This window comes from Marinococcus halophilus (assembly GCF_900166605.1).
In the GTDB taxonomy this organism is placed as follows: Bacteria; Bacillota; Bacilli; order Bacillales; family Marinococcaceae; genus Marinococcus; species Marinococcus halophilus.
Window position 1 is genome coordinate 1,630,972 of the sequence record NZ_FVZD01000006.1, and the last position, 26,096, is coordinate 1,657,067.

At 49.6% G+C, this 26,096-nt stretch carries 29 protein-coding genes; 1 reads left to right on the forward strand and 28 read right to left on the reverse strand.

Annotated features, from left to right (window positions below; all coding sequences use genetic code 11):
* Window positions 1-16: 16 nt before the first annotated feature.
* Genes B5066_RS14265 through B5066_RS14295 form a run of 7 tightly spaced genes read right to left on the reverse strand, consistent with a single transcriptional unit; the run spans window position 17 to window position 5,554 of the window.
* A complete protein-coding gene (locus B5066_RS14265) occupies window positions 17-1,000 on the reverse strand; it encodes a biotin--[acetyl-CoA-carboxylase] ligase (RefSeq protein ID WP_079476568.1) in 984 nt (327 codons plus the stop codon).
* Window positions 997-2,151: a tRNA nucleotidyltransferase/poly(A) polymerase-related protein gene (locus B5066_RS14270; RefSeq protein ID WP_079476569.1), complete on the reverse strand. Its 1,155-nt coding sequence runs from the start codon at window positions 2,149-2,151 to the stop codon at window positions 997-999. Before B5066_RS14270 ends, B5066_RS14265 begins: the two co-directional genes overlap by 4 nt.
* Entirely contained in the window at window positions 2,151-3,278 is a 1,128-nt protein-coding gene (gene bshA / locus B5066_RS14275; RefSeq protein ID WP_079476570.1) for an N-acetyl-alpha-D-glucosaminyl L-malate synthase BshA, read from the reverse strand. Before bshA ends, B5066_RS14270 begins: the two co-directional genes overlap by 1 nt.
* A gap of 2 nt (window positions 3,279-3,280) precedes the next feature.
* The gene (gene bshB1, locus B5066_RS14280; RefSeq protein WP_079476571.1) at window positions 3,281-3,991 is read right to left on the reverse strand and encodes a bacillithiol biosynthesis deacetylase BshB1; all 711 of its coding nucleotides are present in this window, start codon (window positions 3,989-3,991) and stop codon (window positions 3,281-3,283) included.
* Window positions 3,981-4,400: a methylglyoxal synthase gene (mgsA, locus tag B5066_RS14285; RefSeq protein ID WP_079476572.1), complete on the reverse strand. Its 420-nt coding sequence runs from the start codon at window positions 4,398-4,400 to the stop codon at window positions 3,981-3,983. Before mgsA ends, bshB1 begins: the two co-directional genes overlap by 11 nt.
* Window positions 4,401-4,412: 12 nt before the next feature.
* Entirely contained in the window at window positions 4,413-5,216 is an 804-nt protein-coding gene (gene dapB / locus B5066_RS14290; protein WP_079476573.1) for a 4-hydroxy-tetrahydrodipicolinate reductase, read from the reverse strand.
* Complete coding sequence (locus B5066_RS14295) at window positions 5,213-5,554, reverse strand: nucleotide pyrophosphohydrolase (protein WP_079476574.1); 342 nt, start codon at window positions 5,552-5,554, stop codon at window positions 5,213-5,215. Before B5066_RS14295 ends, dapB begins: the two co-directional genes overlap by 4 nt.
* Window positions 5,555-5,681: 127 nt before the next feature.
* Here B5066_RS14295 and B5066_RS14300 point away from each other — a divergent pair, with 127 nt between their 5' ends.
* A complete protein-coding gene (locus tag B5066_RS14300) occupies window positions 5,682-6,551 on the forward strand; it encodes a YitT family protein (protein ID WP_079476575.1) in 870 nt (289 codons plus the stop codon).
* A gap of 73 nt (window positions 6,552-6,624) precedes the next feature.
* On the opposite strand, the gene B5066_RS14305 is transcribed toward B5066_RS14300, so the two are convergent.
* The 21 genes from B5066_RS14305 to B5066_RS14405 all read right to left on the reverse strand — a co-directional run bounded on the left by B5066_RS14305 (window position 6,625) and on the right by B5066_RS14405 (window position 26,090).
* Window positions 6,625-7,302 (reverse strand): zinc metallopeptidase, encoded by a 678-nt coding sequence (locus tag B5066_RS14305; protein ID WP_079476576.1) that lies wholly within the window; start codon window positions 7,300-7,302, stop codon window positions 6,625-6,627.
* Window positions 7,303-7,373: 71 nt separating this feature from the next.
* A complete protein-coding gene (locus tag B5066_RS14310) occupies window positions 7,374-7,976 on the reverse strand; it encodes a DUF1405 domain-containing protein (RefSeq protein WP_079476577.1) in 603 nt (200 codons plus the stop codon).
* Window positions 7,977-8,027: 51 nt separating this feature from the next.
* The gene (locus B5066_RS14315; protein ID WP_079476578.1) at window positions 8,028-9,287 is read right to left on the reverse strand and encodes a tetratricopeptide repeat protein; all 1,260 of its coding nucleotides are present in this window, start codon (window positions 9,285-9,287) and stop codon (window positions 8,028-8,030) included.
* A 285-nt stretch (window positions 9,288-9,572) separates the two neighbouring features.
* Window positions 9,573-10,673 carry a prephenate dehydrogenase gene (locus tag B5066_RS14320; RefSeq protein ID WP_079476579.1) on the reverse strand — a complete coding sequence of 367 codons (1,101 nt, stop codon included), beginning with the start codon at window positions 10,671-10,673 and terminating at the stop codon, window positions 9,573-9,575.
* A gap of 79 nt (window positions 10,674-10,752) precedes the next feature.
* Window positions 10,753-11,853 carry a histidinol-phosphate transaminase gene (hisC, locus tag B5066_RS14325; RefSeq protein ID WP_079477043.1) on the reverse strand — a complete coding sequence of 367 codons (1,101 nt, stop codon included), beginning with the start codon at window positions 11,851-11,853 and terminating at the stop codon, window positions 10,753-10,755.
* A 35-nt stretch (window positions 11,854-11,888) separates the two neighbouring features.
* A complete protein-coding gene (trpA, locus tag B5066_RS14330; RefSeq protein WP_079476580.1) occupies window positions 11,889-12,713 on the reverse strand; it encodes a tryptophan synthase subunit alpha in 825 nt (274 codons plus the stop codon).
* Window positions 12,706-13,908, reverse strand: a complete 1,203-nt coding sequence (gene trpB / locus B5066_RS14335; RefSeq protein WP_079476581.1) for a tryptophan synthase subunit beta — start codon at window positions 13,906-13,908, stop codon at window positions 12,706-12,708. Before trpB ends, trpA begins: the two co-directional genes overlap by 8 nt.
* The gene (locus tag B5066_RS14340) at window positions 13,886-14,551 is read right to left on the reverse strand and encodes a phosphoribosylanthranilate isomerase (RefSeq protein ID WP_079476582.1); all 666 of its coding nucleotides are present in this window, start codon (window positions 14,549-14,551) and stop codon (window positions 13,886-13,888) included. The genes trpB and B5066_RS14340 overlap by 23 nt, the downstream gene beginning before the upstream one ends.
* Window positions 14,526-15,308, reverse strand: coding sequence for an indole-3-glycerol phosphate synthase TrpC (trpC, locus tag B5066_RS14345; RefSeq protein WP_079476583.1), 783 nt, complete (start codon window positions 15,306-15,308; stop codon window positions 14,526-14,528). Before trpC ends, B5066_RS14340 begins: the two co-directional genes overlap by 26 nt.
* Window positions 15,301-16,326: an anthranilate phosphoribosyltransferase gene (trpD, locus tag B5066_RS14350; protein ID WP_079476584.1), complete on the reverse strand. Its 1,026-nt coding sequence runs from the start codon at window positions 16,324-16,326 to the stop codon at window positions 15,301-15,303. Before trpD ends, trpC begins: the two co-directional genes overlap by 8 nt.
* On the reverse strand, window positions 16,304-17,827 hold the full coding sequence (trpE, locus tag B5066_RS14355) for an anthranilate synthase component I (protein ID WP_342351584.1): 1,524 nt from the start codon (window positions 17,825-17,827) through the stop codon (window positions 16,304-16,306). The genes trpD and trpE overlap by 23 nt, the downstream gene beginning before the upstream one ends.
* A 240-nt stretch (window positions 17,828-18,067) precedes the next feature.
* Window positions 18,068-18,448, reverse strand: coding sequence for a chorismate mutase (gene aroH / locus B5066_RS14360; protein WP_079476586.1), 381 nt, complete (start codon window positions 18,446-18,448; stop codon window positions 18,068-18,070).
* 13 nt (window positions 18,449-18,461) lie between these two features.
* Window positions 18,462-19,541 (reverse strand): 3-dehydroquinate synthase, encoded by a 1,080-nt coding sequence (aroB, locus tag B5066_RS14365; RefSeq protein ID WP_079476587.1) that lies wholly within the window; start codon window positions 19,539-19,541, stop codon window positions 18,462-18,464.
* Between the two features lie 3 nt (window positions 19,542-19,544).
* Entirely contained in the window at window positions 19,545-20,717 is a 1,173-nt protein-coding gene (gene aroC, locus B5066_RS14370) for a chorismate synthase (RefSeq protein WP_079476588.1), read from the reverse strand.
* 113 nt (window positions 20,718-20,830) lie between these two features.
* Window positions 20,831-21,646 carry a CheR family methyltransferase gene (locus B5066_RS14375; protein WP_179124126.1) on the reverse strand — a complete coding sequence of 272 codons (816 nt, stop codon included), beginning with the start codon at window positions 21,644-21,646 and terminating at the stop codon, window positions 20,831-20,833.
* A 180-nt stretch (window positions 21,647-21,826) separates the two neighbouring features.
* On the reverse strand, window positions 21,827-22,000 hold the full coding sequence (locus tag B5066_RS14380) for a YqaE/Pmp3 family membrane protein (protein WP_079476589.1): 174 nt from the start codon (window positions 21,998-22,000) through the stop codon (window positions 21,827-21,829).
* Between the two features lie 69 nt (window positions 22,001-22,069).
* The gene (gene ndk / locus B5066_RS14385) at window positions 22,070-22,519 is read right to left on the reverse strand and encodes a nucleoside-diphosphate kinase (protein ID WP_079476590.1); all 450 of its coding nucleotides are present in this window, start codon (window positions 22,517-22,519) and stop codon (window positions 22,070-22,072) included.
* Window positions 22,520-22,602: 83 nt separating this feature from the next.
* Window positions 22,603-23,574, reverse strand: coding sequence for a heptaprenyl diphosphate synthase component II (gene hepT, locus B5066_RS14390; RefSeq protein ID WP_079476591.1), 972 nt, complete (start codon window positions 23,572-23,574; stop codon window positions 22,603-22,605).
* Window positions 23,575-23,585: 11 nt separating this feature from the next.
* The gene (locus tag B5066_RS14395) at window positions 23,586-24,446 is read right to left on the reverse strand and encodes a menaquinone biosynthesis protein (protein ID WP_158219085.1); all 861 of its coding nucleotides are present in this window, start codon (window positions 24,444-24,446) and stop codon (window positions 23,586-23,588) included.
* A 48-nt stretch (window positions 24,447-24,494) separates the two neighbouring features.
* Window positions 24,495-25,355 (reverse strand): UbiA-like polyprenyltransferase, encoded by an 861-nt coding sequence (locus B5066_RS14400; RefSeq protein WP_079476593.1) that lies wholly within the window; start codon window positions 25,353-25,355, stop codon window positions 24,495-24,497.
* Between the two features lie 30 nt (window positions 25,356-25,385).
* On the reverse strand, window positions 25,386-26,090 hold the full coding sequence (locus B5066_RS14405; protein WP_079476594.1) for a demethylmenaquinone methyltransferase: 705 nt from the start codon (window positions 26,088-26,090) through the stop codon (window positions 25,386-25,388).
* Window positions 26,091-26,096 lie beyond the last annotated feature (6 nt).

Genomic DNA, 26,096 nt, shown 5'->3' on the forward strand with positions numbered 1-26,096 from the left:
TGCCTCCTTTCTTCCGTTACCCGGACGGCGGATCATCCAAAATTTCGCCGCTGTGCACCGTCTGGGTGTTTCCGTCTGACCTTTGAACCTGCAGTGCCCCTTCCTCCGTTATACGAAGAGCTTTTCCTTCTACTGTCTGCCTGGACGTCTCTACCTGGATAAAGCTGCCCAGAGTATCAGCCTTGGCGGTCCAGGCTGCTTTGACTGCACCAAATCCATTCGTTAAGTATTCATTATACCAGGTCTCGTAGCTTTTTAAGATAGAAGCGATAACCTGCGGACGGCTCTGGCGGACACCTGCGTACTGACGGATAGAGCCAGCTTTTTCAGCAAGTTCTTCAGTGAAATCCCCGTCGTTTTGATTCACATTAATACCCATGCCGACAATGACCGTCTGTACTTCATCCATGTCTGCCTGCATTTCCGTTAGTATCCCTGCGACTTTTCTTTTATGAATGCGTATATCGTTCGGCCATTTAATCGTCGTCGGCTCCGGCAGATAACTGTCAAGCGCCTCGGCAAGAGCTACCGCTGACAACAGAGTGAGCTGCGGAGCGTAGCGCGGGGGCACCTGCGGGCGAAGCAGCAGGCTCATCCAAATGCCTTGTTCGGGCCTGCTCTGCCATACGCGCCCAAGTCTTCCGCGGCCCTGCATCTGTTCATTCGCGACCGCAATAAGTCCTTCTTTGGCTCCTTTTTCAGCTTCTTCCCTCACAATTTCCTGAGTGGAGGTAACGGTATCTTTATAAATAATCGGGCGGCCGAGACGTGCAGTTGTAAGATGAAGCATTATTTCTTCTGTGCCGACACGGTCGGGAATACGCACCAGCCGGTATCCGCGCCGGGACGCTGCTTCAATTTCGTACCCGTTTTTCCGCAGTTCTTCAATTTGTTTCCATACAGCAGTACGGGACACCTGCAGGTCATCGCTGATTTCCTGCCCGGACACCGGGCGATCCTGGTGAGCCATCAACAGCTGCAGCAATCGGTTTTTATTCATCGTTCTTTTTCCTCCAAATAGGCTAACAGCTTTTGTTCACTGTTTTCTACCTTTTCGTTCACAACCGCCTTTTCCAATAATGCTACTGCCTCTCCAATCTTCGCCGTGCCCTTGTAGGCCGGCATTAAAGCGATTGTCTTCGGCGGAAGCGCAAGCTCCTGACTGGAATGGATTGGAAGACCTTCCCATTTTCTTTTCCATTCTGACCTGGGGCGTCGGTGGTAAGCAAAATACTTCCACTGTTTAAGTTCTTCAAGATCCGCCACCTGCTGCGGCCCGAAATAATACAGCCACTGCAGCCACGTATCGGGGGAAGCGGGGACGTCGATCCGTTCCAACAGCCAGCGGCACTGTTTTCGTGCCTGGTTGGAAAACCTCCATCCATGCAGCATGTTCAAGCTTCTATGCCCATACAGGGCGTATAATAAAGCTGCCCACGAAGCCTCTTTGCCAGCAGGGAATTGTACAAGCGTCGAATGATAAAAAAAGGCGGACACCGTTTGTATTGCTTGCGGAAAATACGAAAACAGACGCAGCTCCCTCATGTTTTCCAGGGCGTCCAGCCGCTTTTGGCCCTCAAGCAGTCTGGTAATTTCATCACGTATTCGTTCCACAGCGGTATGTGCAAGACCAGCCGCAGCTGATTCTGCTGCCCGCTCGACTCCCGGGTCCAGCGAAAATCCGAGGACCGAACTAAACCGAAACGCCCGCACAACCCGAAGCGGATCAAGGGAAAAGGTCTGTTCAGCCGGGCCCGGCGTGCGCAGCACCTGCTGCCGGATGTCTCTCCGGCCGTTAAATGGATCTATTACCATGCCCTGTTCATCTGCTGCTATCGCGTTACATGTAAAATCCCGCTGCTGCAGGTCCTCTTCAATTGTTTTTGCCCCTGCGCGGAATGGGGTAACCTCCACGATATTCTTTCCACTCTTCACGAGCAGGGTTCCGTGTTTTTCCGACGGCTTCACTGCGTGCGGAAATATAACCGAAAGTTCCTTCACAGTCGCGGCGGCTGCTATATCTATATCACTCGGCTCCCGGCTCATCAGCCCGTCGCGCACGGCTCCCCCTACCACGTAGGCATCGATGCCGCGCCGTCGTAACGTCTTGATAATATGCAGCCCTTCTTCCCACGTCTGCCCTTCGTTCATTATTCGTCCCCCATGGTCCGGCGGTACACTTCTTCGTATTGGGTTACGATGCGTGAGGAGGAGAAATGTTCTTCCACCACGTCGAGCGAACGCTGCTCAAACCGTTTCATTTTGTCTGGATCAAGTAGCAGTTCCACCGCCTGCTGGGCGGCTAGTTCCACAGCCCCGAGCGGCACAACATAGCCGGTTTCATTATGAAAAACTACTTCAGGAATGCCTCCAACATCCGTGCCGATTACTGGCACTCCGCACGCCATTGCTTCCAGCGCGGCGAGTCCGAAGCTTTCTTTCTCGGAAAGAAGCAGCATCAGGTCAGCAATATGCAAATAGTCGGCGACCTCCCGCTGATTGCCTAAGAACAGCACATCCTGGTCAACGCCTAGTTTTTTTGCCTCGGCCCATGCCTTTTCCCGGTCCGGTCCGTCCCCGAGCATGACGAGCTTGCAGGAAACTTCGGTCTGTACTGCTGCAAATGTGCGAACAACGTCTACCACTCTTTTTACCGGCCGAAAATTAGAGACATGGAGAAGCACTTTTTCGTCCTCATCAATATTGTACGCTTTTTTTAAATCCTTTTTATCCTTTTTCGGGGCATAAACCCGTTCATCCACGAAATTGTATATTGTATGAATATCACGGTCGACTTCAAGCATATGCCGGGTCTGGTTAACTAAAGCGTCAGACACGGCCGTTACTTCATCCGAACGCTGAATGGCGTAGCGGATAATGTCCCGAAGCGATGAATCATGTCCGAGAACGGTAATGTCAGTGCCGTGCAGCGTTGTTACTACTTTCACAGGATGGTCGGTCATATCTCTGGCTAAAATCGCACAGACAGCGTGAGGTACGGCGTAATGCACATGCAGCACGTCAAGCTGCTCCCGGTTGACCACTTCCGCCATTTTACTTGCGAGTGTTAATGAATAAGGCGGGTACTGAAACACTTCGTACTGATTCACGGAAACTTCGTGGTAATAAATATTCGGTGAGGTTTCGGTTAAACGATATGGGATGGCCGAGGTGATGAAATGGATCTCATGGCCTTGTTCAGCGAGCAGCTTGCCGAGCTCCGTCGCAATCACTCCCGACCCTCCTACCGTCGGGTAGCACGTTATTCCAATTTTCATGCTTAGTCACTTCCTTGTTTGCCGGGCACCTGTTGAAAAAGCATCGGAGTTTCTGCGATAAACCCTTCCGCGTAAGTCACTCCCGTTTCTTTGCCGAATAGTCGGTCTCTTGCCTGTATCGTTTCGAGGTACCCATCCGTAAGCGGCGTACTTGTGGCCTCTTCTCCCGGATTAAACTGGCTTTTATACGCCCGTAATGCCGCTTCTTTGTAACCGGCGGCCGTGGTGATATCCACATAAAAGGTCGGCCGGTGGTAGCCGTTAATCATGTAGTAGTACATGTCTGGCACCTTGTGGGCATTTTCATCCACACCCGGATAAAGCTTAACCCCCGCATCAAACAAAGCCCGCTTAACGATATTCCCGGCATCGCCGTGGTCCGGATGCCGATCGATATAGTAAGGGGCAAATATCGTGTCCGGCTGGATGCGGCGGATCAGCTGCACAAGCTGCGTGTACTCTTCCTGGGTTACTGCTGTAAGCATCCGGTCTCTCCAGGTAAGCTGCAGCCGCTGGGCACCGAGGATTTCCGCCGCACGCTCTGCTTCCTGCTGCCTTGTTTCCACTGTGCCGTTGGATGAAAGGTCCCCCTCTGTCAGGGAAAGCATATAGACATTGTCGGTTTTACTGTGCTGCGCTACCGTTCCGCCCATCCCGATTTCGATATCATCAGGATGGGCTCCCACGGTTAAAAGCGTTCGTTTATGTGTCATATTGATCTGTGGACTCCTTTAAAATCTCCCGAAAGGCAAACAATCCGTGTTCCAGGCCTTTAATCAGCACTTCAGCCGCAGCCATATTTGTTGCCAGCGGCACCCCATGTACGTCAGCAAGCCTCATCAGGGCCGTAATATCGGGTTCATGAGGCTGTGCAGTTAACGGGTCCCGGAAAAAAAGCACCAGGTCCACCTGCTGTTCCGCTATTTTTGCCCCGATCTGCTGATCGCCCCCGAGCGGCCCGGACTGATATTGTTTTACGTGCAGGCCTGCTTCCTTCTGCAGTCTTCCTCCGGTGGTTCCTGTTGCTGAAAGAGTATGACGCTCGAGAATATGTCTGTAGGCTTCGGCAAACCGAATGAGGTCGTCTTTTTTCTTATCATGGGCAATCAATGCGATATTCATAAAAAAGTCCCCTTACTCCAGAATATTTTCGAGGCCATACACAAGTTCTTTCATCGTGATTACCTGCTCGATTGCAAATTTAACTCCCGGCATAAACGACGCACGGTTAATCGAGTCGTGCCGTATAGTGAGTGTCTGGCCTTCACCGCCAAACATTACCTGCTGATGAGCCACCAGCCCTGGAAGACGGGTGCTGTGAATCCGCATCCCATCGAGCTCCGCCCCGCGGGCTCCCGGCATGGTTTCTTTTTCCTCCGGGTGCCCCTGGGTTTTTTTGGCCCGGTTTTCTTGAATCAGCTTTGCTGTTTTCACGGCTGTGCCAGACGGAGCGTCGAGCTTACGGTCATGATGGAGTTCAGTAATCTCTACATCCGGGAAGTAGGCCGCTGCCATTTGTGACATTTTCATCATCAGAACAGCACCAATGGCAAAGTTTGGAACAATCAGCACTCCCCGCTGCTGTTCCTTCGCTTTCTGCCGCAGGCGTTCAAGATCTTCATCAGAAAAACCGGTAGTCCCGACGACAGGTGCCAGTCCGTAATCGAGCGCTTTCTCTGTATGTACCTTTCCAATTTCCGGAGTAGTCAGATCTACAAACACTTCTGCTCCAATCTCGCTAAGACACTGGTCGACGTTCGTATAGACGCGAGCTTCCACGTTGGGCATGCCTTCGATATCGGAAAGCAAAGCACCCTCGTATTTATGATCCACTACGGCAGCGAGCTCCAGGTGGTCTTCTCTTTCAATCATATGTACAGCTTCTTTGCCCATGTTTCCTCTTGGCCCGGCAACAATAACGCGGATTGATTCAGTCATTTGTCATTCTCCTTTTTCGTCCATCTATCCTGATCTCTTGTTTCAAACTTGTCCATTACGATACGAAAGGCTTCCTCTAGATCAATATCAAGTGAATTCGCAAAGCAAATAAGCACAAACAGCAGATCACCCATTTCTTTATCCAGAGATTTATGCTCTTCGCTTTCTTTTTTCGGCTTTTCTCCGTAGTAGTGATTAATTTCTCTAGCAAGCTCGCCCGTTTCCTCGGTCATTCTTGCAAGCATGGCCAGCGGACTGAAATACCCTTCTTCAAACTGGCCGATAAAGGCGTCTACCTTTTCCTGCATATCTTTCATTGTTATTTGTTCCTGTGTCATACCGGCTTCCTCCCCTCAATCGTATAAAAATCCTTTTGGTTTGACAAACATCGATTGCCTCCTGCTGCAGGCTTTACTATAATGTAACGGTTGATACGAGCTTTCCGGCCAGAGAGGAGGAATCATTATTAACGTTTGGATACATACCCGTAATATCTTTTTTGTCGTACTTGGCTCTGCCATTATGAGTTTTGGACTCGTCTATTTTAACATGCAAAACCAGCTAGCGGACGGCGGCTTTACTGGTATTACCCTAATTCTTTATAATTTATTCAATATCAACCCAGCCTTCAGCAACCTTTTTCTAAATATTCCAGTTCTGATTTTGGGCTGGCGGCTGCTTGGCCGGCACGTGTTTGTCTATACGCTTATAAGTACAGCCGCTGTCAGCTTTTTTCTATGGCTGTTTCAAAAAGTCGATCTCCTCCGTCTACCGCTCCAGGATGACCTTGTGCTTGTCGCCCTGTTTGCCGGAGTTTTTGTTGGTTCAGGGCTCGGCATTGTTTTCCGGTACGGCGGTACGACCGGGGGAGCCGACATTATCGCCAAGCTTGCAAGCAACGTATTCGGCTGGACGATGGGGCGGTCATTGTTTATGTTCGATGCTTTCGTAATCATTGCTTCCCTGTTGTATTTGGACTACCGGGAAGCGATGTATACACTTGTGTTCGTGTTCGTGGCTGCGCGGGTCATCGATTTTATTCAGCAGGGCGCATACTCCGGCAAAGCTGCCATGATCATTTCCGATCAGGCGCCGGAGGTAGCTGATGCCATTTTACAGGAAATGAACCGAGGAGCGACCATATTAAATGGAAAAGGAAGCTTCACCCGCCAGGAAAAAGAAATACTTTACTGCGTGGTCGGTAAAAATGAACTGATGCGTCTGAAGCATCTTGTCGAGCGGGTGGACCCCCATGCATTTGTTACAGTTAATGATGTACAGGATGTTATTGGCGAAGGCTTTACTCTCGATGAAAACAAAAACCCGCTGCAATGAGGAAATCCCCAGGCTCTCAGTGTCTGACAGACAAAAACACCTGCGCCGATCGTTATCGGGCAGGTGTTTTCCACTATTCTTCGCTTGTCATGAGAAACATGGCGATAAAACGTCCCAGTTCCAGCACGGCTACCAGAGCAGCTGCAACGTACGTTAATGCTGCGGCGTCAAGCACTTTTTTCGTTTCCCGCTCTTCGTTGTTGCTGATAATACCGGTTGCCACTATTTGGTTCATTGCCCGGCTGCTCGCGTTAAATTCCACCGGAAGAGTGACAACCTGGAACAGTACGGCGGCCGAAAAGAATATGATACCTGCCAGAAACATGCCGGTCGATTGAAGAAAAATACCTCCAAGGATTAAAAAGAACGACAGGTTTGAGCCAGTCGAAGCAACCGGCGCAAGCGAGGAACGGAAGCGCAAGAACGCGTAGTTTTCTGCGTCCTGGATAGCGTGCCCCACCTCGTGGGAAGCAATGGCCTGAGCCGCTACTGTCGAATTGTAGTAGTTCTCCTCCGACAAGCGGACGACTTTTTTCGAAGGATCATAATGATCCGTTAATTTTCCTTTAGTTGGCTCTACGCGTACGTTATAGATGCCGTTTTCCTCCAGGATTTTTTTTGCGACAGAGGCGCCTGTCATCCCGGACGAATTGCTTACGTTCGAATATTTTTTGTATGCTTTTTTCACTTTGGACTGCGCCCAAAGCGGAATGAGGATCAGCGCTGCTAAATATAACAGAAGCATTCCCATTTTTTCTCATCCCTCCATTTATATATACTTACATTATATGCAGACGGGGGTATAAAGTCAAAGATTACGCACTATTCCTCCATGAGCCGAAGCTCTGGCCGGCCGGGGCTGAGCCTCCACCAGAGCAGCAGTCCGACCGAAAGAATGCTGAGCCAGAACGTGCCGTAGCCGATTAGGGAAATATACGGCTCAAGTGGTGTGGAAACCCACGGATACATTCCAAAAACATAATCAATCACGTCATTATGTAGCGTCCATACGGCCACTGCCCCGATATGCCAGAGCTTCACCCGGTAATATGGAAGATACAGCAGCGCCTGCAGTGCCATGCCCGCATGAGAGGCAATAAGCATGTAGTGCTGCCAGCTGAGCGCCTCTCCGGCAATGCCGGAAAACACATTCATTCCTACCGCCCAAAGCCCGTATTTCACAAGTGTTATAAAAGCGAATGCTTCCGCCAGTCCGCTTCTCCTGCCAATAATGTACAGACCGAGAACGACCGTAAAAACCAGGCTCGCCGTCGGGCTGTCCGGGACGAAAGGCAGAAACACAGCCGGAGTCTGCTGCAGCTGCCCTCCGTACCAGACGTAGCCGTAAATAGTGCCGAGCGCGTTAATAATAAAAAGCGGGATTAACACATAGGGCGTCCCAAACCATCCAAGTAGCTGTTTCACTGTATCATCCGCCTCATTGTATATGTAGGAAAAGACACCAGGTTCGTGTCTTTATTCGCTCATACGAAGGTCTTCAAGCAGAAGCTGCAGCTCTGTGTTGTCCGGCTGCATAACTGAAGCCTGTTCCAGATGCTTCAACGCGTTTTCACGGTAGCCAAGCTCGAGCAGCAGACGTCCGTATTCTTCGAGAAATACTTCGTTTTCCTGGTATACGCTGTAAACCTCTTCATACTTTTCCTTTGCCTCGACGGGCTCGTCCTGAAGGTTTTTGGCACGGGCATAGTACCACTGAAAACGCACGTCCGGCTCGCCCATTTCGTACAAATGATCAATCAGATCAATCATTGCCTCTGGTTCTTCCTGCTCCATCCACATGCTGAGGAGCGCATTCGCCGCTTCCAGATGTCCCGGATTTAAAGCCAAAGCCTCTTTCAGGTGTTTCTCTCCTTCTCCTTCATTGCCAAGTGCCATGTAAAGCTTTCCGGCTTCCGCATACAGATTCTCATTGTGTTCATCTTCCTTTATGCCAGCCTGTGCTGCTTCAAGGGCCTTTTCATGATCTTCGAGCCCTTCGTAGCTTCGCACCAGGTACGGATATAACGCCACAAAGTCTTTATCCATATTCCGGAGTTCTTCAAATTTCTCCGCGGCCAGCTGATAATCACTCACCTGTAGAGCCGTATACCCATAGCCGAACAGCGCATGAAGCTCGGTGTGTTCTTTCAGTCCGGCTTCGTAGTAATTCAGCGCATCCTCAAATGAACCGGTTACGCTGTATGCTTCAGCGAGACGTAGGTTCAGACTGCCGTCCGGAAATTTAAACCCGGCGCCCTCGGCCTGCTTCAAGTAAGGAATACTTTTGGCATAATCCCCACGCGATAAATAATAATCGCCGACAGCGGCAAGCAGTACCGGCTCTTCAGGGCTCTGCTTTAAGGCGTCCAGAAGTTTCTGTTCCGCTACTTCATCAAGCCCCTGCATCTGATACAGATCGGCCAGCAGAAGCTGAGCCCGTAAATATTCTTCGTCTGATTCTTTCACTTCGAGCAGCCACTCAATTGCCTCATCTTCATCGTCGAGGTCAATGGCATTCTCGGCCGCCGTAGTGAGCAGAGCCCCCTCGTCCGGGTAGTTCCCGAGCAGCTCTTCAATAAGTGGCTGAGCCTTATCCGAGCGGCCCAGCTCCTGGTACACTTCCACAATATCGTATTTTTCCTGATCGTTCGCAGATTTGGTATATTTCTCGAGCTCTTCCAGGCCTTTTTCCGTATCACCATTTTTTATCGTTTCGAGGATCGTTTCTAAATTCACGCCGTCAACAACCTTTCTCCCAGATAAATCTCGTTTAGCACTGTGTAATTATAGCAAACATTGCCTGCTGTGACGAACAGAAAACCTTTAATCCCGCCTCCTTGATAACGCTTGCAAAAACAAAAAAAAACACCCGATGTCTACTCATCAAGTGTGCCGCCATTCCGGCTAGTTTTAAGATAAAGAGTATGGATAGGAGTGGAGAGAAACCATACGCTAATATTAGTATAACGTAATTGTAAGCGTTGTCAATGATTCTCTCCTATTTTTTCATTCTTTTTTGCGTTACCCAATATAAGATTCATAATCATGCTTTTCAAGCTGCTGCATTCCAGCCCGCCGGTCGTTTTCAGTACGGAACGTCAGCTGCAGCACTCCCATGATGTCCTCTCTCGTTTCAAGAATTCGTATATTAATAATACTGATACCGCTTCGTCCAAGAATCCCGGTTACATCTGAAATCACCCCGGGGTGGTCCGGCACGTCGACAAACAGGTCATAAATAGCCGGTATGGCTCCCTGTTTTTTAGCCGGCAGGCCATCCCGGTACGACTTGGCATGCTCAAAAAATTGATATATTTGTTGCTTGTCCTGCAGGACAAGCATTTGTTCAATGGCACTCATCTGCTGTTTCCAGTCTTCCATCAGCTGCCGCATGACGTCATTGTTTTTCAGCAGAATATCCGTCCACATTTCGGGACTGGCTGAAGCGATTCTTGTAATATCCCGAAACCCGCCGGCGGCGAGCTTCGTTACCCAGGCTTGTTCGTCCTCCATCCCCTTCACCTGATGTACGAGTGCCGATGCTACAATATGCGGAAAATGACTGATTACTCCTGTCAGCATATCGTGCTGCTCGTAGGACAACTCAATAAACTTTGCCTGCGTGCCCTGAAGCCACTCTTTAATCTCTCCAACCTTTTCGGAAGAGCCCGGGCCGTTTGGCACCAGTACGTAGTAGGCATTTTCGAACAGGCGGACACGGGCGGCATGAACGCCGCTTTTATGTGAGCCGGCCATCGGGTGGCCTCCGATAAAATGTACTTGCTTTCCCGATAAAACTTCTGCCTGTTCACAGATTGATGTCTTTGTACTGCCGACGTCGGTGACGATGGCTCCGGATTTCAGAGACATGCCAGCCAGCTGTACCAGCAAGTTCTCGGTCGTTGCCACCGGGGTGGCAAGCACAATCAGATCTGCTTCCTTTACGGCTTCCTGCAGGCCCGGGGCAGCTTCGTCAATAACATTCAAAGAGACCGCAAGCTTGGTCTGCGCTTCGTCCACGTCTGTTCCTGTAATATACACGCCAGGGTGCTCCTGTTTGATGGCAAGGGCAATCGATCCTCCGATCAGTCCCAGCCCGATAACTGCTGCTTTTTTCTGCATCTGTTTCCCTCCAGGCCTCTCTTTGTTCCATACATAAAAACACCCGGCCCACGCGGAGCCGGGTTCCAGGCACTGCCCGCTAAAGCTTGGCCTGCTGGTGTTCAAGCACTTCACTCAATGTCTTTCGGAAGGCTTCGTTCTGCTCTTCAGTTCCTATCGTTACACGGATCGATTCCGGATAGCCAAGAGCTTCTCCTGAGCGGATGATAATCCCCTTTTTCAGCATCTCATTAAAAACGATGCTGCCTGCCACTCCGGTATGAATCAACAGAAAATTAGTCTGCGAAGGGACATAGTCCAGCCCCTGCCCTTCACAAAACGCCGTCATTTTTTCGAGTTCTTTTTTGTTTTGCTCCCGGCAATTTTCAATAAAGCTGCGGTCCTTCAACGCAGCTGTTGCTGCCCTTTGGGCAACAGCTGTTACGTTAAACGGCGGCCGCACCGGGTCCAGAGATTGAATCAGCTCTTCATGGCCGATTCCGTACCCGACCCGAAGCGATGCCAGGCCGTATGCTTTTGAGAATGTACGTAAAAGCAGGAGGTTCGGGTATTCCTTCAGCAGCTTCAGCGTGTCCGGATAATCCTTTGCAGTAACGTATTCGATATACGCCTCGTCCGACACCACCAGGACATTTTCCGGCACCCGGTCAAGAAAGTCTACAAACGCTTCCTCATTGATGTAAGCTCCCGAAGGGTTATTCGGGTTACACACCCAGATGATGCGTGTGTTCTCATCGATTGCTTCAAGCATTGCTTCGAGCTGATGCTCTCCGTGCACCGCCGGAATTTCCCGGATTTCTGCTCCTTCAATAACCGCGTTATGTTTATACTGCGAAAATGAAGGAACTGCCATGACTGTATTTGTATCCGGTCCAAGCATTGCCCGGCAAAGCATCAAAATCACTTCATCAGAGCCGGCGCCAAACAGCAGCTGTTTTTCCCCGACATTCAGCTCTTCAGCGACGGCCTGACGCAGTTCGGCCGCATAGCCATCCGGGTAAATTTCCGGATCGGCTGCAGCTGCTTGAATCGCCTGTTTGGCCTCCTGCGGAGCACCATATGGATTTTCATTGGAAGCCATTTTATGAACAGTGGCCAGGCCAAGCTCCCGTTTTACTTCTTCAATCGGTTTTCCCGGCTGGTAAGGCGTCATGCCTTTAATCTGTTTTTTAATATACAACATTGTCACCTCGTCTTTGTATGCTGATTACTATCTTACGACGAAATTAACGTGGAGACAAAGGTTTTAATTTCGTTCAGTGCCTGGTTTCGATCTGCTTTATTACTCGAAGTCAAGGCTTTCTGCTGCTCTTCAACAATTTTCATAATCGCACTGCCAACAACAATACCGTCGCTCACACCATCAAGCAGCTCCACCTGCCGGCGGTTGGATATACCAAAACCGACGGCGACCGGCACCGTACTTGTTTCTTTTACTTTGCGGATAAATGCATAGGCTTCATCCGGGAAGGCATCTCTGGTGCCGGTTACGCCGAGACTTGAGACGCAGTACAGAAAACCCCGGGCCTGGGAGGCAATTTTTTCAATACGGTGGGCAGACGTTGGTGCCACGAGTGAAATGACCGACAATCCTTTCTCTTTAGCAAAGGTACTAATCAAACTGCTTTCTTCCATGGGAAGGTCCGGAATCAGCACCCCGTTTGCTCCCGCAGATGCCGCTTCTTTGACAAACGTTTCTTCTCCCATGCGGAGTACCGGATTGACGTAGGAAAACACGACGACCGGAATGGTCAGCCCGTGTTCTCTCATCGTCCGGATTAGGCGCAGAGCCCCTTTCAGGCTCATGCCTCCTTTGAGCGCACGCTGGGCTGAGCGCTGAAGCAGCGGCCCATCAGCCAGCGGATCAGAATACGGAATGCCAAGCTCTAAAATATGAGCCCCCGCCTCCTGAAGCGAAAGAGCAATCGAAATGGTCGCCTCCTCATCCGGATCCCCTGCCATAATAAATGGCACGAACAAAGGGTACGATGCCCGAGTTGCTGCTTCTTCCACCGTCAGCACATTTGTTGCTTTATTCATCACTGCTCTCTCCTTCCATGCGGCGGCGGATCGTTTCGACATCTTTGTCCCCGCGGCCCGAGAGGCAGATAACGATTCGTTCATTTCTGTCCATCTGTTTGGCTTTTTCAAACGCCAGGTAGAGCGCGTGGGAGGATTCAATTGCCGGTAGAATACCTTCTTTTTTCGTTAACAGCGAAAGTGCTTCCAGCGATTCTTCGTCTGTCACACCCGTGTATTCTACGCGTCCGCTTTCGGCCAGATGGGCGTGCTCCGGCCCAATGCCCGGGTAGTCCAGCCCCGCGGAAATAGAATACGGCTCAATAATCTGCCCGTTTTCGTCCTGGATTAAATACGTCAGCGATCCGTGAATCACCCCGCGGGTGCCTTTTGAAATCGTTGCTGCGTGCTGGGCGGTATGAACGCCCATGCCGGCTGCCTCTGCCCCGTAAAGCTTTACATTGTCTTCGAGAAACGGATAAAACATGCCGATCGCATTGCTTCCGCCCCCCACGCATGCTGCAATCGCATCTGGAAGAGCCCCGCAACACGTCTGCATCTGCTGTTTTGTTTCGTCTCCAATAATCCGCTGGTAGTTCCGGACAATCATTGGATAAGGGTGCGGCCCGACAACGGATCCAATTAAATAAAACGTATCTTCAACGTTCGTCACCCAGTAGCGGATCGCTTCGTTGGTAGCATCCTTTAAAGTTTTGTTTCCGGACGAGGCAGGCAGCACTTCCGCTCCGAGCAGCTCCATGCGGAAAACATTCAGTGCCTGCCGTTCCATATCCTCTTCACCCATAAACACTTTGCACTCCAGCCCGAACTTCGCACAAACCGTAGCTGTTGCTACTCCGTGCTGGCCCGCTCCGGTTTCTGCAACAATTTTTGATTTCCCCATCCGTCTGGCCAAAAGCACCTGGCCGATGGCATTATTTAACTTATGGGCGCCGGTATGGAGCAGGTCCTCCCGTTTTAAATAAATCTGCGCTCCGCCCAGGTGCTCCGTCAAATGCCCAGCAAACGTCAGCGGGGTTTCACGGCCGGCATATTCACGCAGAATATCCTGATATTCTTCATGAAAGGACGCATCCCCCCAGGCAGCGTTAAATGCTTCTTCAAGCTCCTCCAGTGCATACATGAGCGTTTCCGGCACGTATTTTCCGCCATAATCCCCGTACCGTCCACGTTCATCGGGATATATCTGCTGCATAGCTATTCAACCTCTTCTCTAATTGTTCTAATAAGCCGGCATCTTTTATTCCGTCTTTTTCCAGGCCACTGGAAATATCAATACCTGCCGGATGATACGCGAGCAGGTCTTCAACATTTTCCGGGCGAACGCCTCCTGCGATAAATAGCGGAAGCCGGTGGGCTTTTCCAGCTTTTATATAACCGGGTACGTGCTCCCAGGCGAAGGATTCGCCTGACCCTCCAAACCGGCCATTGACTTTGGCGTCGATGATGAAGCCATCAACATAATCCGCATAGGCATCAATCTGTTGATGCGTATATTCTCCGTGCGGAAGGGCTTTCCACACATCCTTCCCAGTACGGTGGCGAATAACAGCTGCTTCCTCCGGTGGTTCTTCGCCGTGGAGCTGGATTACGTCCGCCTGAATTTCTTCAACGACAGCAATCACTTTCCGGACCGGGGCATTCACAAACAGGGCAGCTATTTTTTTACTGCACAGCGGGTGAGCCTGCAGCCATTTTCGCACGTTGGCAGGCTCTACGTTTCTTTTCCCCGGGGCGAAAACAAACCCTGCAAACGACGCGGAGGAAGAAGCCGCAAGCCGTACATCGTTTTCGGAATGCAGGCCGCACATTTTAAACATCGGTGTCTGTGGAAGCATGAATATTCACTCCCCGTAATTTTAGTAGCGCCTCCCGCACATCCGGCTGCCTCATCAGTGATTCACCGACAAGAGCCGCCTCTGCTCCGAGCAGCTGCACATAATCAAGATCTTCCTTTGTACGGATGCCGCTTTCGCTGACGAGCACACTGTCTTCCGGTATAAATGAAGCTGCTTTCCCTGTCTGCCCGAGCTCTGTATGGAACGTGTGAAGGTCACGATTATTAATACCGATAATTTCCGGGGTAAACTGATGAAGCAGTTCATGAAGCATTTCCGGGGAATGAGCTTCTACAAGTACTTCCATACCCAGCTTGTAAGCCTGTTGATACAATTCATGGAGTTTCTCCGGGGCAAGTGCTTCTGCAATCAGTAAAATGGCGTCTGCCCCCATTGCTGCACTTTCCTCCACCTGTCTGGAATCGATAATAAAATCCTTGCGCAGCACAGGCAGCGAGGAAAGGGTTTTAACCGCTGTCAAATAACTGCCGCTTCCCTGAAAATACGTTTCATCGGTCAATACTGACAGGGCGGCAGCCCCTCCCTGTTCGTAGTCTAAAGCGATCGTTTCCGGATCAAAATCGTTTCGTATCAGTCCTTTGGATGGAGAAGCTTTTTTTACTTCCGCGATAATTTGTACATTCAGCGAATCCTGCTGCAATGCGTTTTTCAACGAACGAAACGGCACGTCCGGCCGCTCGCCGATCACAATACGGGAGAGCTCTTCCTGTTTGGTTTGCAGTATTTTTTCAAGCATACGTTGATTTAACCTCATTTCCCCGCAGACGCTGCAGCTGTTGCTCGGCCTGGCCGCCGCCGATGGTCTCTTCTGCAAGCTGTACGCCATCTGCAATTGTTTCTGCCCGGCCGACAGCGTAAAATGCAGCGCCCATGTTTAAAAGTAAAATATCTTTTGCTGCCCCGGTTTTTGAGCCATTAAAAATATTTTCAATTAGAGATGCGCTTTCCTCTGCCGTTTCCACCTGTACCTCCTCGATAGGAGCCCTTGTAAGGCCTGCTTCCTCAGGTGTAATTTCATATTTCGTAATTTCACCATCACGAAGCTCCGTGATATACGTACTGTCTGAAATCGTCATTTCATCGAGGCCGTCTCTGCCAGTAACAAATAGCGCACGGCTCGCACCCAGGTTTCTTAGCACGTAAGCCATTTTTTCCCCGTATTCCCGGTCGAACACACCGACTACCTGGATATCGGCATTTGCCGGATTCGTTAACGGTCCGAGCACATTAAAAATCGTACGAAAGCCCAGTTCTTTTCTGGGAGTGACCGCATGCTTCATGGCTACATGGTACAGAGGGGCAAACAGAAAGGCCAGGCCTTTTTCCTGCAGAGCTTTCACTGCTTCCTCCGGCCCTGACTGTACGGGCACTTGCATCGTTTCAAGCACATCGGCGCTGCCGCTTTTGGATGAAACCGAGCGGTTGCCGTGCTTGGCCACCTTGATCCCTGCTCCACTCAACGCGATCGCAGAAGCAGTGGAAATGTTGTACGTGGAACTTACGTCGCCGCCGGTGCCGCACGTATCGAGAAGAGAAGGTTCTTCATGCTCTAATGAAAGGGCATGCCGGCGCATACTGCGGACAAAACCAGTTAACTCTTCCACCGTTTCGCCCCGAAACCTCATGATGGTAATAAGGCCGGCAATCTGGCTTGGTGTAGCCTCACCCTGCATAATAAAGTCCATAGCCTGTTCTGCTTCCTGTTCTTTTAGTGTATGCCCCTCAATGCATTTATTCAACAGTGCTTTGAGCATGAATATTCTCTCCCTTCTCATCGGCAAACATTGCTTCAGCTGCAGCCACAGCACGGAGAAGAGCTGCCGCTTTGTTTTGTGTTTCTTCATATTCTGACTCCGGGTCCGAATCAGCAACGATGCCGGCCCCCGCCTGCACCTTCGCCACCTGATTTTCCACAAGCATCGTACGGATTGCAATACAGGAGTCAATGTTTCCGTCAAAACCCATATAGCACACGGCTCCGGCGTACATTCCTCGCCTTGTGGGCTCGAGTTCTTTCAAAATTTCCATCGCCCGGATTTTCGGTGCACCCGAAACAGTTCCGGCCGGAAAAGCAGACTGAAGGGCAGCTACCGGAGAGACAAATGGAGAAAGGCGCCCTGTCACCTTGGAAATGATGTGCATCACGTGCGAAAAACGGACCGTTTCAAGCAATACCGGTGTTTCCACCGTCCCGTAGGAGGCAATCCTGCCCACATCGTTTCGTGCCAAATCAACGAGCATAAAGTGTTCAGCCCGCTCTTTTTCATCGGCAAGGAGCTCTTGTTCAAACGTTTTATCCTCCTCATTCGTTTTGCCCCGCTTCCGGGTGCCAGCAATTGGATGAATTTCCACATGACCGTCCAGCACCTGGACAAGCCGCTCCGGAGAGCTTCCCACAACTTCTGTTTCCCCAAGGCGCAGGTAAAACAAATACGGTGACGGGTTAATCATCCGCAGTACCCGGTAAAGGTCAAAGCCGCTTACGGTCGTCGGAATCTCGAATCGCTGGGACAGCACCGTTTGAAATACGTCTCCGGCTACAATATACTCTTTGATTTTCTCCACCGCATTCATAAAGCTTTCCTTCGAATAATTAGATTGGACCCGGCTGAAGTCCACTGCTGTATTTTTTTCAAGCGGAGGATACATTGCAGAGCCTGAATTTCCATTCTGAAGGCTTTTTTGAAGCTTCCCGACCGTATTTTTTGCTTCTTCAAACCGGCCGTCAGGCGCTGTCTCTGTATGTTCATCGTAATAAATGATCGTCAGCTCTTTGTTTGTCTGGTCGAGTGCCATAATCGTCTGGCAGTACACGAAATGAATGCGCGATTCCGGAGACGTCTCTGGAGCAAGCTTTGGTTCAAACAGTTCTACTGCATCGTACGACAGCGCTCCAACAGCTCCTCCTTTAAAGGGAAGATCCACCTCCGGGAGCGCAGGGTCAATATAATCTGTTGCCTGCTGCATGCACGATTCCAGATCAGCTGCTGTAAGTACAAGGGTCCCGTCTATCTTCTCGAGACGAAACTCCCCTCCCTGTTCTACAATCCGGTAGGAGGGATGAAGCCCGACAAATGAGTACCTGGACCACGGGGATGCTTCGTCTTTACTTTCAAGCAGATACACCGCATCCTCCTGAAAGTGACGGAACACATCAATCGGGGTGAGAGTATCGGAAAAGTAATGCTCCATATAGGGAATCGTCCGGTGGGATGCACATGCATCAGTAAATACTTGCTTCGTTGTTTTGGTCACGGTTTTTCCTCCTTTAGTGGAAAAGCATGCCAGAACACAAGAAAAACCTCTCTGCAGGCAGAGAGGCATAATAGAAGAGAACCCTGCATATGCTACGCAGGATTGTTTTGTTAAATGTATCGTTAGGTATCTTCTATTCTCTGCTATTCTGTCTCTGCTCTTCTAACTCTCTAGGCTGCCTCCGGCGGCAGCGCTCGTCTATACCTTAACTGTCGATTCTCTAAACTTATCCTTATCCTACTAGGAATCGTTCTGCTTTGTCAAACCCAGATCCGGACGAAGCGCTACTGCCTCGTTTAAAAAGACATGCTGCACATCTTTTGCAGGCACTTTCACGTCCGCAGTCATCATCACGCGGATGCACTTCTCCAGACTGCCGGGCACTGGTATCTCCTGGGCACACATTACGGGCACAAATTCCCAGCCCGGGATTTCCCTTGCCGCTTTTGCTGGAAAAGCAGCGTTGAGGTCGGAAGTGACCGTAAACCAAATATGTGACACCTGATCTGCAGTAATATGATTTTCCGCAATCATCTCCCGGAGCACCCGTTCGGTTTCCTCCCAGATCTCTTCTGCACGATTTTCTTTTACCGTTGTTGCTCCCCTTACACCTCGTATCACTATGGTCACCTGCCTATTTGTAGTAGCGATCTAGCAGCTGCCTGATCGTATCTTCTTCCACTTTTGCTTTCCGTGGCTTCCCTGGTTCCTCAAGCAGCACGTAATGGATATTCCCGTGGGAAGTCTTTTTATCTCTTTTCATTGATTCCACCAGCGTGGCCGCTGAAAGCTCACCGGGGGCGTCCATTGGATAGCCGAGCGATTCGAGCCATTTTTTTTCTTTGCCCAGGTCCCAGTGGCCCACGCCCTCATCGTTACTTAAGGCGAGCGCAAACCAAAGGCCGGCCGCCACACCTTCCCCATGAGTAATCCGGCCGTACCCCAACTCTTTTTCCAAGGCATGGCCCAGGGTGTGCCCCAGGTTTAAAAACGCCCGCACTCCCTGCTCGCGTTCGTCTTCTTCGACAATACGGGCTTTGACTTCAATCGACCGTCTGATCCATGAAGCGACTTCAGGTGACTTCATATCTTCCACACTCTGGACGCGGGCTTTTAAATCCTGTAAAAAGCTCTCTCCGTCAAGATAGGCATGCTTGATCATTTCTGCGAATCCAGAGCGCCACTCGGCGTCTGGCAGGGTATGAAGCGTCTGTATATCGTATATTACGGCAAGTGGCGGGTGAAAAGCGCCAGCGAGATTTTTGCCGGCATTCAGGTTAATACCGGTCTTCCCCCCCACACTGCTGTCCTGAGCAAGAAGAGTGGTCGGCAGTTGAATATAGTCCACACCCCGCATGTACCCAGCCGCTGCAAACCCGGTCAAGTCTCCTGCCACTCCGCCACCGAGTGCTACAAAGACTGATTTTCTGTCCATCTCCTTTTCCGCTGCGAACTCCCAAAGCCGGGCAAGCTCCATTACCGATTTGGATCCTTCTCCTGAAGGCATCACATAGGTGCTTACGGGAAGCAGCCGGGCGAGCTGGCTTTCTGTTTCTCTCCGGTACAGAGCTTCTACCGCCTCGTCCACGACGAGCAGAAAGCGGCTTTTGCCGGCCGCCGTTTCCTGTAAAACGTCTCCAAGCTGATAGCGGAGCCCTTCCCCGATTATTACCGGATAGCTTCTTTTCTCCGCTTGTATCTGTACGGTTTCCATCGCTTAAAATTCCTTCGCTTCCTGTACGTACTCTTCAAAATTCCGGCGGATGCGGTCAACATTATCTGTGCCGAACATATCCAAAAAGGATACAGCCACTTCGAATGCTACAACGTTTTCCATCACAACTGAGGCAGCAGGCACCGCACAGCTGTCCGAACGCTCAATGCTCGCTTTAAACGGCTCTTTAGAATCAATGTCTACGCTTTGCAGCGGCTTGTAGAGAGTTGGAATCGGCTTCATCACGCCCTGAATGACTACTGGCATACCGTTTGTCATACCGCCCTCAAAACCACCAAGGTTATTGGTGCTGCGATAGTAGCCGTGCTCTTTGTCCCAGACAATTTCATCATGAACCTGGCTCCCCGGCCGGTTCGCTGCTTCAAAGCCAATACCGACTTCCGCCCCTTTAAAAGCGTTAATGCTTGCAACGGCCCCAACGATTTTACCGTCAAGCTTATGATCGTACTGCACATGGCTTCCCAGCCCCACCGGCAGGCCTTCCACCACAGTCTGTACAACGCCGCCAATGGAATCGCCATCCGCTTTCGCCTTGTCGATCGCTTCCATCATTTGCTTCTCTGCTTCCGGATCCAGGCAGCGAACCGGGGAAGCTTCTGTTTTTTCCTGCAGTTCCCGGATGGAGGAATAAGACGTCTGCGCTGAATGAATACCGCCAATCGTAAGTACCTGTCCGCCAACCTCTATTCCAAAGGTCTTAAGAATTTTTTTCGCGAGTGCCCCCGCCATTACCCGGGCGGTCGTTTCTCTTGCCGAAGACCGCTCGAGGACATTTCTCATGTCGCGGTGGCCGTATTTAATAGCCCCGTTCAAATCCGCATGACCAGGACGCGGGCGGGTAATTTTCCTTTTCACTTTTTCCGCTTCCTCTTCAGATAAAGGCTCCGTGCCCATAATTTTTTCCCAGTGTTTAAAATCGTCGTTTTCTACGACCATTGTGATCGGTGCTCCGGTCGTTTTTCCGTGCCGGACCCCGCTTAAAAACTTCACTTTATCTTTTTCAATCTGCATCCTGCGGCCGCGGCCGTAACCGCCCTGGCGCCTAGCCAGCTCCTGGTTGATGTCCTCTTCAAGAAGCTCCATCTGTGCCGGAACTCCCTCAACGATCGTTGTCTGTTGTGGTCCGTGTGATTCCCCTGCGGTTAAAAATCTCATGTGTGCCTTCTCTCCCCTTTACTCCATGCGTATCTCTTTAGTGCTTTTATGCAGTAAATGATAACATACTCCTCTATTTAGCGAAACTGCCTTCTGCCATCTTCCTGAAAAGCTTATATTTTACGGTAAAAAAAAGTCCCGGCCGGCTCAAATTTATACTTTTCCGGATGAAACATCTGCTCCGTGCTTCCGACAAACAACACCCCGCCCGGCCGCAATGTTTGATAAAACTGGTGATAAATATACTCCTTTGCTTCTTCAGTAAAATAAATCATCACATTTCTGCAAATGATAACATCTACATCCCTTACTGGTTTGTCTGCAAGAAGATTCTGCTTTTTAAAACGAATATCTTTGGCCGCAGCTTTTGTATCAAATTGGTAGGCAGGCGGACCTGCCTGGAAATATTTTTGCAGATATGCCGGCGGCACATTTTCCACAGCCCGGCTTGAATAGATGCCCAACTGCGCCTGCTCAAGAATCCGGCGGTCAATGTCAGTGGCAGTAATAGAAAAAGGTACTCCCGAAAATTGTTCTTTCATCATCATCCAAAGAGAATATGGTTCTTCCCCCGTGGAACAGGCTGCAGACCAAATGTGCGGGTTGCTTTGCTTTTTAACTATTTCTGGAAGAATCGACGTCTGCAGCACCTCCCACCGGGAGGGATTACGAAAAAATTCGGAAACATTAATGGTCATCCGGTCCAGCATTTCTTCTAAAAGTACTTTGTCATTTTGAATCCCCCGGTTATATAAATCTGTAAACGAGTAAAACCCTTTTTTCTGCAGAAAGGAAAACAGGCGCCGCTTCATCTGCGCCTCTTTGTATAAATGCAGATCCAGACCGGTGAGGCCTTTCATTTTTTGCACAAACACACCATAATCATCGTTTATTTGATCTTCCACTACTGTGTTCTGCCTGCCTGTCATAGTATCCCCACTTTACTGAGTATCAATATTATAGCACGGCGTTCTTTTTTCATCAGAGCCCGTGCGAAAACCTTTTTAATTATATCGACTGGCGGCATAAAAATATTCAATTGAAATAATACAGGAGGCGTTTTGATAGATTATAAAAAAACGAGCCCCCTGATGGGGACACGTTTTAAGTTAGTACCTTTTCGCTCGTTTTTCTGCTTTGGCATCTGCAACAACAAAGCAGGCATGAATGGACGCCGGCACCCAGAAAATCAGGAGCAGCAGAAAATTAATAAACGCCTGAAATGGCCGGCCAACGATTAATACAGCCACCGGCGGCAAAAGTATTGCCAGTAAATACATCATTAGTTATCACCCTTATCTTGGATTGTCTATAAGGGTGTATTCCCAAAAGCATGTCAGCTTAATCTTATTTTACAGCCAGGCATCAATGGCACGCTCGTACTCGAGCACTTCTTCTGCTTTGAAGAACAAACCAATTTCCCGGTCCGCACTTTCGAGAGAATCCGAACCATGGACTACGTTTTTTTCTTTTATATGGCCATAATCGCCGCGGATTGTTCCTGCCAGTGCTTCTTTTGGATCTGTTTTCCCGATCAGTGCCCGGGAAATATGTATGGCGTCCTGGCCTTCAAGCACTACGGCAAATACTGGCCCTGATGTAATAAAACTGACCAAATCATCAAAAAAAGGCTTTTCCTTATGTTCTTCGTAATGCGTTTGAGCTAATTCAGTTGAAATACGCATGAATTTACCGGCAGCCATTTTCAATCCTTTTTCTTCAAAGCGTTGAACAATTCTGCCGACTAAGCCGCGCTGGACCCCGTCCGGCTTTACCATCACAAACGTTCGTTCACTGGTCATAATACTTCCCCCATCCATAACTATTTACCAGAAATAGTATAGCAAAAGTTGAAAGCGTTAGCAATTACAGGCTGGACGGGAAATTAATATTTTCTGCCGCCAATATATGCAGCTATATCCTTTAAAGAGTCCTTTGCCTCTATTTCCGGCAAAGTAGCAATGGCTTCATATGCTTTCTCAAGATACCGTTCGCTCATCGCTTTCGCGTATTCTATTCCCCCGGAATTGTTAATTTTTGAAAGAATTCGGGAGACCTGCTCTTCGTCTACCCTCTCTTCCAGAATGGCCGCACTAATTTCTTCCTGTAGATGGGGATTGTGATACATGGCAAACAGCGCAGGGAGCGTTACATTTCCCTGCCTCAGGTCACCGCCGGCCGGCTTTCCGAGCTCTTTTTCACTGCCGGTGAAGTCAAGAATGTCATCGATAATCTGGTAGGACATGCCAAGGTGATAACCGTAGCGGTAAAGCTGGCACTGTGTTTGCTTCGACGCTCCGGCACTAGCAGCTCCAAGTTCACATCCGGCAGCAATCAATACCGCTGTTTTTCTCCGGATTCTTCGCAGATAAGTACGCAGCGGCTGATCCCAGTTATACTGATCGCGAATCTGTTCGATCTCTCCTACGCATATTTCGATCAGCGTTTTCGAGATAATCCGGTTAATAACTGGGTCCCGGTAATAAGCAGCCCGTTCGACCGCACTACCAAAGATGTAATCGCCAGTATACATTGCTACTTTATTGTCCCACGCGGCTTTCACTGTAGGTTCACCCCGACGCAGTTCGGCATCATCTATCACGTCATCATGAACAAGAGAAGCCATGTGTATCAGTTCGAGCGAGGCAGCAGCGTGCTTAATGTGCCCGATATCATAATTTCCAAATTTCGCGCTTAACAACACTAAAACCGGCCGGATGCGCTTGCCCCCAGCTTTCAATAAATGATTCGACGCTTCTGTTAAGACGGCATGCTTCGAATCCACCGCTTCCTCGAGCGTCTTTTCAATCACTTTTATATCCGGTTTCAAGTCTCTGTACAGATCCATCAGCTTCATCTTATTCACCTTCAAAATAAATAATGCACCTCGTCTCCCGGCTGCAAAATATCTAAACTTTCAACTGCTTCATTTAAATACCCATACTTATAAGCGAGATGGTAATAATAAAGCAGGCCTTCCTGTTCTTTGGTCCCAAGCGTGAAATGAAGGCCCCGGAAGTACTCCTGCCAGTAAGCACTGCTCCCTCCAAGCTGCTGGCTGTACTCAGCGGCCATGCCGGTAAAATTATCTCGTTCAGCTTTCTGGCGGCTCTGTAAAAAATTCTGGTAAAGCACTGTCCACGTACTCTCATTCTGCTGAAACGAATCATTTTGGACAGCAAATACGGCATAAACCATTGGAAGCCCGGTATGAGCATACCACAATTCGCCGAGGTCGTACTGGAACCAATCACTCTCTTCCCATGAAGCTTTAATGGCGTCGTCGCCAATTAAAAGGTAAGCGTCGTTCTGTTCTTTCATTTTCACTGGGTCCGGGGTCTGTGTCTGGTAATCTGCCTCTGTCACCTGGTAGAATTCCTGCAGAATGATTTTCAGCAGATGAACGCTGGTGGCGCTTGTCGAGGTCAAAGCAATCCGTCTTCCCGAAAGCTCGTCAACCGGGTACCTGGAGTAGAACAGAATGGACCTTACCTTCCCCACAGAAGCTACACAAACAGAAGGCAGAAGCGAAAGAGCACGTATGCTCGAGCCAAAAGCAAACGAAGAAACGGCGCTTCCGCTCAGTTTCTGTTCTTCGAGCTTCCGGTTCAGCGATGCCGGAACGTCCTGTTCGAATTGGACTCCTTCCTGAAGCAGCTTTTGCCGGTCAAGATAATAAAAAAACGGTTTTGCATTCGTATAAGCGATTTCTCCCATTGTTATGGACATAACCATCTCTCCAAATCGTATACATCTTCAAATATGCTAAGCAAGCTTTTACATTAAAATATCCCCGAGGGTAAATACCAATATCACGATACTAATGATTCCATTCATAGGAAAAAAAGCTACACCAACCTTTGACAGATCGTAAGGCTTCACCAGGGAATGTTCGTAAATCATGACCGCTGCGGCGGCGGCTAGACCGAGAAGGTAGAACCAACTGAGCGGGGAAAGCAGATACAAAATCAAAAGTGAAATAAGGCTGACAAGATGAAAACCCCGGGAGATATAAAGTGCTTTCGTAATCCCGAAGCGGGCCGGAATAGACTTTAGGCCGACGCGCTTATCGTATTCCGCATCCTGCGTAGCATAAATAATATCAAATCCACCAATCCACATCGCTACTGCCGCAAACAGCAAAAAAGCCTCCGGCTGCAGTGTGCCTGTTGCTCCGACCCATCCTCCGAGCGGAGCGATTCCGATTGTTACCCCTAAAAACACGTGGCAGAGCCAAGTAAAACGTTTTGTGTAGGAATACAGAGTCATAAAAAAGACAGGGATTGGCAGCAGATAAACGGCCAGCATGTTTAACTGGAAGGCAGCGATAAATAAAATAAAAAAAGAACCAAGCACAAACAAAATGGCTTGACCTCTTGAAACGTCTCCAGCAGGGATGGCACGTGTTTCCGTTCTAGGATTGCGGGCATCTATTTCTGCATCGATCAGGCGATTCAATGTCATTGCAGCGCTTCGTGCGCCAAACATTGCAAGTGTAATCCAGATCCAGTCAGCAATGGACGGCCAGGCTCCGTTGATCATGAGGCCGCCGAGCGCCGCTCCCAAAAATGCAAATGGGAGGGCAAATACGGTATGTTCAAATTTAATCATTTCTAAAATAGTTTTAAGTTTACTCATTGGTTCAACTTCCTTATTATTATCATCTTATCATTTTTTCCGTGCAATATGGGCACAGACCGTTCCGGCAGAAAAAGGAGACATCTGTACCTGGCTGAATCCTGCTTCCATGAACATTACCCCGAGCGTTTCTTTTGATGGGAATGCCATGGTCGACTCCTGCAGCCAGCGGTATTCCTCGTACCGATTAATTAATACCTTACCTACTATCGGCATAACCGATTGAAAGTAAAACGAATAGAATTTTTCTACTACATTGTTTTCCGGCCAGGATGTTTCCAGGCATACTGCGGTTCCGCCAGGCTTTAACACCCGCTGCATTTCCTTCAGCACCCGCAGATAGTCCGATACATTACGCAGACCAAAGCCTATTGTAACGTAATCAAACGAGTTATCCTCAAATGGCAGGTTGTTCACATTTCCGTGTATCAAATCAATGTTTGCAAGCTGTTCCCGTTGAATTTTTTCCCGTCCGACTTCGAGCATCTTTTCGCTGAAATCGATCCCGGTGACACCGCCGCCTGGCCCTGCTGCTTTACCCAGCTGAATAGTCCAGTCTGCTGTCCCGCAGCATAAATCAAGCGCGGTTGTTCCGCGTCGGACGTTCATCTGCTTCATCGTTTTTTTCCGCCAGAGCTTATGCAGCCGGAAGCTGATCACGCTGTTCATGTGATCGTAGCTGCCTGAGATGGACTGAAATACTTGATATACTTTTTTTTCTTTTTGGGTAGCCATTATTGA

Coding starts and splice junctions, on each gene's coding strand:
- B5066_RS14265 (WP_079476568.1), bottom strand. CDS start 1,000: ATGAATAAAAACCGATTGCTGCAGCTGTTGATGGCTCACCAGGATCGC.
- B5066_RS14270 (WP_079476569.1), bottom strand. CDS start 2,151: ATGAACGAAGGGCAGACGTGGGAAGAAGGGCTGCATATTATCAAGACG.
- bshA (WP_079476570.1), bottom strand. CDS start 3,278: ATGAAAATTGGAATAACGTGCTACCCGACGGTAGGAGGGTCGGGAGTG.
- bshB1 (WP_079476571.1), bottom strand. CDS start 3,991: ATGACACATAAACGAACGCTTTTAACCGTGGGAGCCCATCCTGATGAT.
- mgsA (WP_079476572.1), bottom strand. CDS start 4,400: ATGAATATCGCATTGATTGCCCATGATAAGAAAAAAGACGACCTCATT.
- dapB (WP_079476573.1), bottom strand. CDS start 5,216: ATGACTGAATCAATCCGCGTTATTGTTGCCGGGCCAAGAGGAAACATG.
- B5066_RS14295 (WP_079476574.1), bottom strand. CDS start 5,554: ATGACACAGGAACAAATAACAATGAAAGATATGCAGGAAAAGGTAGAC.
- B5066_RS14305 (WP_079476576.1), bottom strand. CDS start 7,302: ATGGGAATGCTTCTGTTATATTTAGCAGCGCTGATCCTCATTCCGCTT.
- B5066_RS14320 (WP_079476579.1), bottom strand. CDS start 10,673: ATGCAGAAAAAAGCAGCAGTTATCGGGCTGGGACTGATCGGAGGATCG.
- trpA (WP_079476580.1), bottom strand. CDS start 12,713: ATGAATAAAGCAACAAATGTGCTGACGGTGGAAGAAGCAGCAACTCGG.
- trpB (WP_079476581.1), bottom strand. CDS start 13,908: ATGCAGCAGATATATCCCGATGAACGTGGACGGTACGGGGATTATGGC.
- B5066_RS14340 (WP_079476582.1), bottom strand. CDS start 14,551: ATGCTTCCACAGACACCGATGTTTAAAATGTGCGGCCTGCATTCCGAA.
- trpC (WP_079476583.1), bottom strand. CDS start 15,308: ATGCTTGAAAAAATACTGCAAACCAAACAGGAAGAGCTCTCCCGTATT.
- trpD (WP_079476584.1), bottom strand. CDS start 16,326: ATGCTCAAAGCACTGTTGAATAAATGCATTGAGGGGCATACACTAAAA.
- aroB (WP_079476587.1), bottom strand. CDS start 19,541: ATGGAAACCGTACAGATACAAGCGGAGAAAAGAAGCTATCCGGTAATA.
- aroC (WP_079476588.1), bottom strand. CDS start 20,717: ATGAGATTTTTAACCGCAGGGGAATCACACGGACCACAACAGACAACG.
- B5066_RS14375 (WP_179124126.1), bottom strand. CDS start 21,646: ATGACAGGCAGGCAGAACACAGTAGTGGAAGATCAAATAAACGATGAT.
- B5066_RS14380 (WP_079476589.1), bottom strand. CDS start 22,000: ATGATGTATTTACTGGCAATACTTTTGCCGCCGGTGGCTGTATTAATC.
- ndk (WP_079476590.1), bottom strand. CDS start 22,519: ATGACCAGTGAACGAACGTTTGTGATGGTAAAGCCGGACGGGGTCCAG.
- hepT (WP_079476591.1), bottom strand. CDS start 23,574: ATGAAGCTGATGGATCTGTACAGAGACTTGAAACCGGATATAAAAGTG.
- B5066_RS14395 (WP_158219085.1), bottom strand. CDS start 24,446: ATGTCCATAACAATGGGAGAAATCGCTTATACGAATGCAAAACCGTTT.
- B5066_RS14400 (WP_079476593.1), bottom strand. CDS start 25,355: ATGAGTAAACTTAAAACTATTTTAGAAATGATTAAATTTGAACATACC.
- B5066_RS14405 (WP_079476594.1), bottom strand. CDS start 26,090: ATGGCTACCCAAAAAGAAAAAAAAGTATATCAAGTATTTCAGTCCATC.